The organism is Arthrobacter sp. ok909 (assembly GCF_900104405.1).
GTDB classification, from domain to species: Bacteria; Actinomycetota; Actinomycetes; order Actinomycetales; family Micrococcaceae; genus Arthrobacter; species Arthrobacter humicola.
The window spans coordinates 1-11,735 of the sequence record NZ_FNJS01000025.1 but is presented as its reverse complement, the minus strand read 5'-3'; the positions used below and the strand labels follow the sequence as shown (position 1 = coordinate 11,735).

The window sequence follows — 11,735 nt, the reverse complement described above, 5'->3', positions numbered from 1 at the left end:
TGCCGATGCTTTCACTGCCGATGCTTTCACTGCGTTTAGGTGTGCATCCGGCTGCTGACCCTGGAGAGGTCCGCGGCGCCGATGAGTCCGGCATTGGGTCCGAGGGCCGCAAGGTCGATCTCCGCTGCGGGCCGGAAACCGCGGCCCGTGAGGTTCCGCGCGAAGGCCTTCCGGGCCGGGCCGACGAGGAGCTCACCGGCGTCGCACAGTCCGCCGCCGATCACGAACTTCCCGGGATCCAGGGCCGCGGCAAGGTTTGCCAGGCCCAGGCCCAGCCACTCCCCGACGTCCTCGATGAGTTCTCGCGACGTCGGATCGCCGGCCTTGGCCAGCTCCGTGACAATCGCGCCCGTGATGCGCGAGACGTCCCCGTCCACGGCCTTGAGCAGCTCCTGGGCTACCGGTGAATTCGCGGCGGCCAGCTCCCGTGCCTCGCGGCCCAGCGCATTGCCTGAGGCGTATTGCTCCCAGCAGCCCCGGTTGCCGCACTCGCAGCGGTGGCCGCCCGGCATGATGATCTGGTGGCCGAACTCCCCCGCCACACCGAACCGGCCCCGTTCCAGGCGCCCGTCCATCACCATGGCGCCGCCGATCCCGGTACCCAGGGTGATGCAGACCAGCCGGTTCTGCCCCTGACCGGCGCCGAAGCGCCATTCCGCCCAGGCGGCGGCGTCGGCGTCGTTGGTCAGCAGGACGGGGCGCCGCAACAGCCGCTGCAGGTTGTCTCGCAGCGGTTCGTTGCGCCATGCCAGATGCGGGCTGAAGAGAACCGTCGCGCCGTCGAGGTCCATCCAGCCGGCGGCGCCGATTCCGACCGACCAGATCCGGTGCCCGGCACCCAGTTCTTCGACAAGTTCGACAATGACCTGCTCCACCGCGCGCGGGTCGTTGCCCGGGGTGGAGCGTTTCGCCTGGCTGAGGATCCGGCCCTCGGCATCGACGACGCCGGCGGCAACCTTGGTACCACCGATGTCGACGCCGATTGCCAGGCCCTTGCGGCCCAGCCGCAGCTGCGAACGGAAGTCGTGGGTGGCCGCAGTGGCCGCCGCTCCGGCCAGGGCCTTGCTGCGCCAGGCGGCGGTCCGGCGGCGCAGGCCGGGCTGCCGGCCGGGTGTTGGTGTCTGCATGATTCCCCATTCTATTCGCCGGCACCGGGGCAGCCGCGGATGCCGGACGCACCACCCCGGCGCCGGTCTCCCCGACGCTCCTGACTGGCGGAATGACGGACCCGACCGTAAAGTTACTCGCCAGTAGGTGTCGCAGAACACACCTTCGCGGGACCGCATACTAGGCTTAGGCCTACCCGTTGCGGGCCTATGGATACCAAAGGAGCTGTCGTGCGAGAAATCATTGTCCCGCCCCTGGTGAACGTCGATCCGGACACCAACGTCACTGATCTCGTGGTGCGCCAGGCGGCCAAGGCCTCGAACCCTGCGCTGTTCTCGCGGCTCGACGCAGCGGGTCAGTGGCAGGATGTCCGCGCCACGGATTTCCTGGCCGACGTCTCAGCCCTCGCCAAGGGCCTCATGGCCAGCGGCGTGGCTGCCGGGGACCGGGTGGGCATCATGTCCCGCACCCGCTACGAATGGGCCCTGATCGACTTCGCCATCTGGTTCGCCGGCGCCGTCTCCGTCCCGATCTACGAGACCTCCTCGCCCTCACAGGTAGCCTGGAACCTCGGCGACTCCGGTGCCGTGGCCGCTTTCGGCGAATCCGCGCACCATGAGGACATCATCCGGCAGGCGGCCACCTCCGAAGGCCTTGCCGCCCTGCAGCACGTCTGGCAGCTTGAGGGCGACGGCCTGGACGAGGTCCGTGCGGCCGGAACCGGGATCAGCGACGCCGAGCTCGAGGAGCGGCGCAGCCAGGCGTCGCTGAACGACGTCGCCACGATCATCTACACCTCCGGCACCACGGGCCGGCCCAAGGGCTGCGAGCTGACCCACGGCAACTTCGTGGAACTGTCCGAGAACGCCCTGGCCACGTCGCTGGGCACGATCGTCCACGAGCAGGCCAGGACCATCATGTTCCTGCCGCTGGCCCACGTCTTCGCCCGCTTCATCTCCGTGCTCGCGGTCGCCGCCGGCGTCACGGTGGCGCACACACCGGACATCAAGAACCTGCTGCCGGACCTGCAGAGCTACAAGCCGACCTTTATCCTCGCCGTCCCGCGCGTCTTCGAAAAGGTCTTCAACTCGGCCCTGACCAAGGCCGAGGACGGCGGCAAGGGCGCCGTCTTCCACCGCGCCGCGGACACCGCGATCGAATACTCCCGGGCCCGGCAGGCCGGCAAGGTGGGCCTTGCCCTGAAGCTCAAGCACGCCTTGTTCGACAAGCTCGTGTACGCCAAGCTCCGGAACGCCATGGGCGGCCAGGTCTCGCACGCGGTGTCCGGCGGAGGCCCGCTCGGCGAACGCCTGGGCCACTTCTTCCAGGGCATCGGCCTGCAGATCCTGGAAGGCTACGGGCTGACCGAAACCACCGCGCCGGTCACCGTGAACACCCCGGACCTGATCAAGATCGGCACCGTGGGTGCTCCTATTCCGGGGAACGCCGTCAGGATCGCGGACGACGGCGAGATCCTCGCCAAGGGCGTGTGCGTCATGCGCGGCTACTACAAGCGCGACGACCTGTCAGCCGACGCTTTCGACAACGGCTGGTTCCGCACCGGGGACATCGGCCAGTTGGATGAGCAGGGGTTCCTGACCATCACCGGGCGCAAGAAGGAAATCATCGTCACTGCGGGCGGCAAGAACGTGGTCCCGGCCCTGCTGGAGGACCAGATCCGGGCGGACGCCCTGGTCTCCCAGGTGCTGGTGGTGGGCGACAACCGTCCGTTCATCGGCGCCTTGGTCACGCTCGATGAGGAAGCCCTCCCCGGCTGGCTGGGCCGCCACGGGCTCCCGGCGTCGACGTCGATCGCAGAGGCGGCCGAGAACCCGGCCGTCAAGGCCGCGGTCCAGGAGCTCATCAACCACGCCAACCAGTCGGTGTCCCAGGCCGAGGCGATCAAGTCCTTCCGGATCGTGCCGGCCGACTTCACCGAAGCCTCCGGCCATCTGACCCCCTCCATGAAGGTCAAGCGGGCCCAGGTGCTCAAGGACTTCGAGACCGTGATCGAGGAAATGTACAACGCCAAGCGTCCCACGCTCGCCTGAGCAGCACACGCGACACAAAAACGAAGGGTCCTTCCAGCTCCTGCCGGAAGGACCCTTCGTTGTTACCGCTATTCGACGACGAGCAGCAGGTCTCCGCCCTGGACCTGCTCCACCGCGCCGACGGCGAGGCGTGAGACGGTGCCGCCCACCGGCGTCGTGATGGAGGCTTCCATCTTCATGGCCTCGATCGTGGCGACGGTGTCCCCGGCCTTGACCGTGTCACCGGCCTTGACGGTCAGCGTGACGGCGCCGGCGAACGGCGCGGCCACCTGGCCCGGCTGGGTGGCGTCGGCGCGTTCGGCGGCCTTGACGTTGCTCACCACGGAACGGTCGCGGACCACGACGGGCCGGGACTGGCCGTTGAGCGTGCACATGACGGTGCGCATGCCCTTCTCGTCGGGCTCGGAAACGGCCTCAAGGGAGGCGATCAGCCGGACGCCCTTCTCGAGCTCGATTTCGTGTTCCGCACCGCGCTGCAGTCCGAAGAGGTAGTCGCGGGTATCCAGCACCGAAAGGTTGCCGTAGGACTCCACACTCTTCAGGTAGTCCTTGGTGGGACCGGCGAAGAGCAGGCGGTTGAGCGTGCGCTGTCGGGTCTTGGAGTCGCCCTGCAGCGCAGCGCTGTCCTCGGCGCTGAGCTCGACGTCGCGGACTTTCACGGTGCGGCCCTGCAGGGCCTTCGTGCGGAAAGGCTCCGGCCAGCCGCCGGGCGGGTCGCCGAGTTCGCCGGAGAGGAAGCCGATCACGGAATCCGGGACATCGTACTTCTGCGGGTTCTCGTTGAAGTCCGCGGGATCGGCGTTGAGGCCCACGAGGTGCAGGGCGAGGTCACCCACCACCTTGGACGACGGCGTCACCTTGACCAGGCGGCCCAGGATGCGGTCCGCCGCGGTGTACATGTCCTCGATCGCCTCGAAACGCTCGCCAAGGCCCAGTGCCATCGCCTGCTGGCGCAGGTTGGACAACTGTCCGCCGGGGATCTCGTGCTGGTAGACCCGGCCCGTGGGGCCCGGCAGTCCGGATTCGAACGGTGCGTAGACCCGGCGGACGGCTTCCCAGTACGGCTCCAGGGCGCACACGTTCGCCAGGCTCAGGCCGGTGTCGCGCGGCGTGTGGGCGAGTGCGGCGACGAGGGCGGAGGCCGAGGGCTGGCTGGTGGTGCCGGCGAGCGAGGCCGATGCCACGTCCACGGCGTCCACGCCGGCGTCCACGGCCGCGAGGAGCGTGGCCAGCTGGCCGCCTGCGGTGTCGTGGGTGTGCAGGTGGACCGGGAGGTCGAACCGTTCCCGCAGGGCCGTCACAAGGCGGGCCGCGGCGGCAGGGCGCAGCAGCCCGGCCATGTCCTTGATCGCGAGGATGTGCGCCCCGGCGTCGACGATTTTCTGCGCCAGCTCCAGGTAGTAGTCCAGGGTGTAGAGGGTCTCCTCCGGGTCCAGCATGTCCGCGGTGTAGCAGAGGGCGACCTCGGCGACCGCGGTGCCGGTCTCGCGGACGGCGCGGATGGCGGGGGCCATCTGGTTGACGTCGTTGAGGGCGTCAAAGATCCGGAAGATGTCGATGCCTGTGGCGGCGGCCTCGTTGACGAACGCCACCGTGACCTCTTCCGGGTAGGGCGTGTAGCCCACGGTGTTGCGGCCGCGGAGCAGCATCTGCAGGCAGAGGTTCGGCAGTGCCTTGCGCAGGGCGGCGAGCCGGTCCCACGGGTCTTCGCCGAGGAAGCGCAGGGCGACGTCGTAGGTCGCACCGCCCCAGGCCTCGACCGACAACAGCTCCGGGAGCAGCTTGGACACGGCCGGCCCGGCCGCGACGAGGTCCCGTGTGCGCACCCTGGTGGCGAGCAGGGACTGGTGCGCGTCGCGGAAGGTGGTATCCGTGACGGCAACGGCGTCCTGGGCGCGCAGGGCCCTGGCGAAGCCTTCCGGGCCCAGCTCCAGGAGCCGCTGGCGAGACCCTGGCCGGGCTGCGGCGTCACCGAGGGCCGGAAGCTTGTCCGCCGGATTCGTGTGGACTGTCAGTTCGCCGTTGGGCTTGTTGACCGTGACGTCCGCGAGCCAGGTCAGCAGCTTGGTGCCGCGGTCTGCGGAGACCCGCGCCTTCAGCAGCTGGGGCCGTTCGTCGATGAACGAGGTGGCCACATCCCCGGCGACAAAGTCGGGATCGTCCAGGACGGCCTGCAGGAAGGAGATGTTGGTGGACACGCCGCGGATGCGGAATTCGGCAAGGGCGCGGCGGGCGCGGGCGACGGCGGCAGGGTAGTCGCGGCCGCGGCAGGTCAGCTTGACCAGCATGGAGTCGAAGTGCGGGCTGATCTCGGCACCCGAGTAGACGGTGCCGCCGTCGAGCCGGACACCGGCACCGCCGGCAGAACGGTAGCCGGTGATCTTGCCGACGTCGGGCCGGAAACCGTTGGCCGGGTCCTCGGTGGTGATGCGGCACTGCAGCGCCGCGCCCTTGAGCTGGACGGTGTCCTGCGAGAGGCCCAGGTCCGCGAGGGTCTCGCCGGCGGCGATGCGCAGCTGTGCCTGAACGAGGTCGACGTCGGTGACCTCCTCCGTGACCGTGTGCTCGACCTGGATGCGCGGGTTCATTTCGATGAACACGTGCTGGCCGGCGCGCTCCCCGACGGTATCGACAAGGAACTCGACCGTGCCGGCGTTGACGTAGTTCAGTGCCTTCGCGAACTTCACGGCGTCGCGGTACAGCGCCTGCCGGATCCCTTCGTCGAGGTTCGGGGCCGGTGCGATCTCAACCACTTTCTGGTGGCGGCGCTGGATGGAACAGTCGCGCTCGAAGAGGTGCATGATGTTGCCCTCGGCATCGGCCAGGATCTGGACCTCGATGTGGCGGGGGCGCAGGACGGCCTGCTCGAGAAACATGGTGGGGTCACCGAACGCGGCATCGGCTTCGCGCATGGCGGCCTGCAGGGCCTCCGGGAGAGCGTCGCGGGTGTCGACGCGGCGCATGCCGCGCCCGCCACCGCCGGCGACGGCCTTGGCGAAGATCGGGAAGCCGATTTCATCCGCAGCGGCGATCAATTCGTCCAGGTCTTTCGAGGGCTGGCTCGACTTGAGCACGGGAACACCGGCCTTGCGGGCGGCCTCGAGGGCGGCGACCTTGTTGCCCGCAAGTTCCAGGACCTCCGCCGGCGGCCCGACGAACGTGATGCCGGCCTCCTTGGCGGCCCGGGCCAGGCGCGGGTTCTCGGAGAGGAAGCCGTAGCCGGGGTAGATGGCGTCCGCACCGGACTCCTTGGCTACGCGCACCACCTCGTCAACGTCAAGGTACGCCCGGACCGGGTGCCCCTCCTCGCCGATCAGATACGCCTCGTCGGCCTTCTGGCGGTGAATCGAGTTACGGTCCTCGTTGGGAAACACGGCGACAGTCTTGGCACCCAGCTCGTAGCCCGCGCGGAAAGCGCGAATCGCGATTTCCCCGCGGTTGGCCACCAGAATCTTAGAAAACATACTTCTCCTGCTTCATCGCGGGCGTATCGGTAAGTGCTCACAGTGTCTAAGACCCGTGCGGGCAAACACAAATCATTGTGGCCACCGTCACAGCATTATCCGTCACGGACGCGGCGTTGGGCAGGGCCTGCGGCTTTTCGCTTGTCTCCCGCCCCGTCCGGATTGCGGGGTTCTGCGTCCTCGTCGCCGGATGAAACGGGTTTCGTCGGAGCATCAACATATGATGAGTGGGTGCGTTGCGCATGCACGCCCCGGCTCCGGAGAACGCGGGAGCCGGCACCACCCCGTCTCGGCAACCGGCGTTAGGTATTGGTTTTTCAAGTGCAAGTAGTGAGCATCAGCAGCCTCAAAGGCGGTGTCGGCAAGACATCCGTGACCACCGGACTGGCGTCGGCGGCATTGGCCGCAGGCATCCCGACCCTCGTCGTCGACCTTGACCCGCACGCTGACGCCAGCACGGCCCTGGGCGTCAGCCCGGACGATCAGCTCGATATCGGCAGGATGCTGCGCTCTCCGCGGCGCGCGCGCCTGGCGGACAACGTGGTTCCCAGCGGCTGGGTGGAACATGCCAGAATCAACGGCAGTTCCGCCGGTGCCCTGCAGGCCGGCGCTGCACGGTCCGCTTCCTCACCCTCCATTCTGGATGTCGCCGTGGGCTCGGCCTACACCGGTATATACGACCGGCCCGACCTCGGCCGCCGCGACCTCCGCAGGCTCTCCGCTGTCCTGGCCGGCGCCGAGAACTATGAGCTCATTTTGGTGGACTGCCCGCCGTCGCTGAACGGCCTCACCCGGATGGCGTGGTCAGCGAGTGACAAGGTGACTCTGGTGGCCGAACCCGGGCTCTTTTCGGTAGCCGGCACGGAGCGCACCATGCGCGCCATCCAACTGTTCCGGCAGGAATTCGCCCCCAAGCTGTCCCCCGCCGGCATCGTGGCCAACCGGGTGCGCAGCGGCTCGGCCGAGCACGCCTTCCGGCTGTCCGAGATGGAGTCCATGTTCGGCGAGCTGCTGCTGACTCCGCACATCCCGGAGCAGGCCAACTGGCAGCAGATCCAGGGCGCCGCCCACTCGATCCACCACTGGCCCGGAGACTCGGCCAAGAACGCGGCGGGACTCTTCGATACCCTGCTGCAGAACCTCCTGCACCCCAATGGCCTGGCCACCGCCGGCTCGGTCCGCAACCGCAGCCAGCGCTGAACAGCGCTGAACACGGCAGCGACGACGCTCCGGAACCAAAAACCACAGCAGACAGAACTGAGGCCGCCTTCCCGCAGGGAAGGCGGCCTCAGTTCTGTAAGAGTTCGCTAGCCGATCTTTCGCGCCGCGCGGCGCTTGCTCAGTTCGTCGTCGGGAAAGGATTGGTCCGCGGCGTGTTCGCTGGGAAGGGCAGCGAGGCTGCCTTCTACCTCGCGCCAAACACGGCCGACGGCGATGCCGAACACCCCCTGGCCGCCCTGGACGAGATCAATCACTTCGTCGGCCGAGGTGCACTCGTAGACACTTGCGCCGTCGCTCATCAGAGTGATTTGTGCAAGGTCCTCGACACCGCGTTCACGGAGGTGCTCTACGGCGGTGCGGATCTGCTGCAGTGAGACGCCGGTGTCCAGGAGCCGCTTGACGACCTTGAGGACCAGAATGTCGCGGAAACCGTAGAGTCGCTGCGAACCGGAGCCGGCCGCGCCGCGGACGGCGGGCTCAACAAGTCCCGTGCGTGCCCAGTAGTCGAGCTGGCGGTAGGTGATGCCGGCGGCCTTGCAGGCGGTGGGGCCGCGGTAGCCCGCGTCCTCGTCCAGAACGGGAAGATCCTCGGTGAACAGCAGGCCTTGGGCACCGCTGGCGGGCACAGCAACGCCAGCCGTCGCGGCCTGCTTGAGCTCGCCTGCTTCGCCTTTCGGACTCACGTGGACCCTCCTTGTCGTGAGTTCCCCTGAGTAAGTTGCATCGGCAGCAATATATGTGAACAGCTGCATGACCCAGGATGATGATTCCATCCGTGTAATTCAGCCGGGGCTGCACTTTCCAGTGTGACTTGCGCGGCTACCGTATGCAATGGGAACTTGTACCTTCGACGTTAGGCCTGCCGGGGCCCAAGGTCAAAGACGTTAGGGGTATTCCGCGGGCGTGTCGAAAGTTTCATTCTCGGCTTTAACGTTCTGCGTCTTCACAGCGGCCCCAGACGCCTCAAAAACCCCATCCGTCACAGGCGTTTCAGCAGTCTCAGCCGCCGCACTGGCCCCTGCCGTGGCGGGCGTTCAGCCGCCGAAGTCTTCGGGTTCGACGTCGTCGAGGAATTCGCGGAAGCGCCGCAGTTCCCCTTCTTCATCCACGGCGGGACCGGGATGCGTGTCCTCGCCCTCGTCGTGTTCGGTGATCCGGACGCCGGCCTCGTCCATGACGGCGTCGGCGCACCAGATCCGGCACTTGGCGCGCAGGGCCAGGGCCAACGCATCCGAGGCGCGGGAGCTCACGGTAGTTCCGTTCTCGAACTGCAGCTGTCCGTAGAAGATGTTGTCCTCCACCGCCACGATGTTGACGCTGACGATGGTGTGTCCCAAGGCTTCGACGACGTCTACCAGGAGGTCGTGGGTCATCGGCCGGGGCGGGACAACCCCCTGCTGGGCCAGCGCGATGGCACTGGCTTCCGGGGTTCCGATCCAGATCGGAACGTGGCGCTCACCATGGATTTCCTTGAGCAGGACAAGCGGCTGGTTGGACGGCAGCTCAATCCGCACGCCCACAATCTCCACCTCAATCATCAGATGTCCATCCTTGAGATGCGGTCGTGGACCAGCGCCTGGTGCAGTGACAGGCAGAGGTCGCTGATTTCCCGGGCTGCCTCGGCGGCCCGGGCGTGGGAGGCTGCGTCTTTGCGAGAGGTCAGGGTGGCCACTGCGCGTTCCACCAGCCCGAATTCGCGGTCGGCGGCGGCCTGGAAGGGGCGGAGGTGCCGGGGTTCCAGGCCGTGGCTCTCCAGCTGGACGCAGGCCCGCGCCACTTGGAGGGCGTGCTCGTCGAACTTTCCGTTAACGTGCCCGATCAGCCCGTAGCTCAGGAGCGATTCCAGGAGCGGGACGCTCGCCCCGGATTCGGCCCGGAGCTGTTCCTCGCTGAGCCGGCGGGCACGGCTCTGGAGCTCGCTGGCGAGTTCCTCGGAGACGATCCGCGGGGAGAGCGTGACGCCGGCCGGCAGGTTCTCCGGCCGTTCGCCGCGGTCGATCGCGTCCAGGTAGTCCTTGATGACCTTCAGCGGCAGGTACTGGTCGCGCTGGAGGGACAGGACGAAACGCAGCCGTTCGACGTCGTTCTCGGAATACTGCCGGTAGCCGGCAGGCGTCCGTTGCGGGTTGATGAGCCCCTTTTCCTCAAGGAACCGGATTTTTGACGCCGTCATGCTGGGGAAGTCGTCGCTCAGCTGAGCCAGGACTTCCCCGATGTTCAGAACCTGGGGTCCGCGCCGATCCGCATGTGCCGTGGCCACAGGCAGCTACCCCGGAATCAGACGTTGCCTGCTGCGCGGGCAGGGCTCAGGTAGAAGGTGAGGCGGAACTTTCCGATCTGGACCTCGTTGCCGGACTTCAGTTCCACGGCGTCGACGCGGTCGTGGTTCACGTAGGTGCCGTTGAGGCTACCGGTGTCCACTACCTCGAAGCTGCGCGCGGTGCGGCGGAACTCAACGTGCCTGCGGGACACGGTGACGTCGTCGAGGAAGATGTCGGCGTCCGGGTGGCGGCCCGCCGTCGTGACGTCGGAGTCCAGCAGGAAACGCGCGCCGGCGTTCGGACCGCTGTGGGCCACGAGCAGGGCCGATCCGAAGGGCAGGGCCTCGACCGCGGCCCGTTCCTCGGCGGAGAGTTTCGGGGTGAAGGTGGGTTCGTCGCGCACCGGAGTGAGGTTGATCGACGTGGTCTCCGAAGCTTTTACTCCACCCGTGCCGTAACCGTCACCGGTGTCGTTCCGTTCGTGCCCAAACATTGAGTCCTCCTCATTCGTTGCAGGTGTCCCCCCTGCAAACAACGCATGCCGTCCGGGAAAGCCTCGCAGTCCCGGTAATCAGCCTTCCGGCGGGGGCGGGGCTGTGTCTTGTCGTCCCAACAACACTCCCCCGCGACCCGGCCCGAACGACCTATGTCTTTAGCCTACCTGCTGTTCATACTCGGATGCACTGAGCAGCGACTCAACCGCGTCGGCCTCCGCGAGCTTGATTTCGATCAGCCAGCCCTCTCCGTATGGATCGGAGTTGATGAGTGCGGAATCGGTGTCCAGGGACTCGTTCCGGGCCACGACCTCACCCGTCACCGGGGCGTAGATGTCGCTGACGCTCTTGGTGGATTCGACCTCGCCGACGACGTCGTTGGCCTTGATGGTTGTCCCGACTTCGGGCATCTGGGCGTACACGACATCCCCGAGGGCATCCTGGGCAAAATCGGTGATGCCGACTCGCACAACCCCGTCGGCGTTGGGGGCCGAAACCCATTCGTGTTCTGCGGTGTAGGACAGTTCTTCGGGAATGATGCTCATGACGGGCCTTTCATCGGGTCAATCACCTATGGCGGCGGCAGCAGTTCGTTCTATCCGCCGCTGAAAGTATAGGCCGATCCGGAAGTGTCGGGGCAACAGAAAACCCCCCGTTACCAGCCATGTCCGGGAACGGCGGGGCAACTGTTTGTACGCGCTGCTAGGGGAGGAAGTACCCCGCGAGGTCGGCGATGAGCTGGGCGGATCCGGAGGACCGGTTGAACAGTGCCACCTTGCCGTCCGGGCCGAGCGCCACGGAGACCAGGTTCGGTACCGTCTGTCCGGCGGAGAAGTTCAGGTTGGACGCGTTGGGCAGCCCGGAACCGTTCGGGTAGGCGGTGATGAAGCCGAAGGACGTGGGCGAGGTGACGGTGAGGTTGAAGACGGCTGCCAGGGCACCGGTGGTGACGCCGTTGGCGCCGGCGACCTGGACGGATACCGCTGTATTGGCCGCGACGGGTGCGGTGTTCCGGGTATCCAGGATCCGGGTGGGGCCGGCCGCCTTGAAGGCGCCGGTCACTGTCGGGGTGCCGGGCAGGTAGTAGCCGGCGACGTCGGCGATCAGCTGGGACGTGCCCGAGGAACTGTTGAAGAG

At 67.2% G+C, this 11,735-nt stretch carries 10 protein-coding genes; 2 read left to right on the top strand and 8 right to left on the bottom strand.

Features of this window, described 5'->3' with window-relative positions; genetic code table 11:
• Positions 1–35: 35 nt before the first annotated feature.
• The gene (locus BLR03_RS17355; protein ID WP_091255093.1) at positions 36–1,127 is read right to left on the bottom strand and encodes an ROK family glucokinase; all 1,092 of its coding nucleotides are present in this window, start codon (positions 1,125–1,127) and stop codon (positions 36–38) included.
• A gap of 210 nt (positions 1,128–1,337) precedes the next feature.
• On the opposite strand from BLR03_RS17355, the gene BLR03_RS17350 reads away from it, so the two are divergent.
• A complete protein-coding gene (locus tag BLR03_RS17350) occupies positions 1,338–3,158 on the top strand; it encodes an AMP-dependent synthetase/ligase (protein WP_091255092.1) in 1,821 nt (606 codons plus the stop codon).
• A gap of 68 nt (positions 3,159–3,226) precedes the next feature.
• Here the strand turns inward: BLR03_RS17350 and BLR03_RS17345 are convergent, their stop codons facing one another.
• A complete protein-coding gene (locus BLR03_RS17345) occupies positions 3,227–6,622 on the bottom strand; it encodes a pyruvate carboxylase (protein ID WP_091255091.1) in 3,396 nt (1,131 codons plus the stop codon).
• A gap of 321 nt (positions 6,623–6,943) precedes the next feature.
• Between BLR03_RS17345 and BLR03_RS17340 the strand changes: the two genes are divergently transcribed.
• Positions 6,944–7,822, top strand: a complete 879-nt coding sequence (locus BLR03_RS17340) for a ParA family protein (protein ID WP_091255090.1) — start codon at positions 6,944–6,946, stop codon at positions 7,820–7,822.
• A 107-nt stretch (positions 7,823–7,929) separates the two neighbouring features.
• Here the strand turns inward: BLR03_RS17340 and BLR03_RS17335 are convergent, their stop codons facing one another.
• From BLR03_RS17335 to BLR03_RS24510, 6 genes are all read right to left on the bottom strand, one after another.
• Positions 7,930–8,526: a MerR family transcriptional regulator gene (locus BLR03_RS17335; protein ID WP_018772320.1), complete on the bottom strand. Its 597-nt coding sequence runs from the start codon at positions 8,524–8,526 to the stop codon at positions 7,930–7,932.
• A 351-nt stretch (positions 8,527–8,877) separates the two neighbouring features.
• A complete protein-coding gene (locus BLR03_RS17330) occupies positions 8,878–9,381 on the bottom strand; it encodes a bifunctional nuclease family protein (RefSeq protein ID WP_091255089.1) in 504 nt (167 codons plus the stop codon).
• Positions 9,381–10,103 (bottom strand): transcriptional regulator FtsR, encoded by a 723-nt coding sequence (locus BLR03_RS17325; RefSeq protein ID WP_026266235.1) that lies wholly within the window; start codon positions 10,101–10,103, stop codon positions 9,381–9,383. Before BLR03_RS17325 ends, BLR03_RS17330 begins: the two co-directional genes overlap by 1 nt.
• 17 nt (positions 10,104–10,120) lie before the next feature.
• Positions 10,121–10,597 carry an FHA domain-containing protein gene (locus BLR03_RS17320; RefSeq protein ID WP_091255088.1) on the bottom strand — a complete coding sequence of 159 codons (477 nt, stop codon included), beginning with the start codon at positions 10,595–10,597 and terminating at the stop codon, positions 10,121–10,123.
• Positions 10,598–10,756: 159 nt separating this feature from the next.
• Positions 10,757–11,143: a glycine cleavage system protein GcvH gene (gene gcvH, locus BLR03_RS17315; RefSeq protein ID WP_091255083.1), complete on the bottom strand. Its 387-nt coding sequence runs from the start codon at positions 11,141–11,143 to the stop codon at positions 10,757–10,759.
• 157 nt (positions 11,144–11,300) lie between these two features.
• Positions 11,301–11,735 (bottom strand): hypothetical protein (locus BLR03_RS24510; RefSeq protein ID WP_217639808.1); only part of this gene is annotated, 435 nt, incomplete at its 5' end.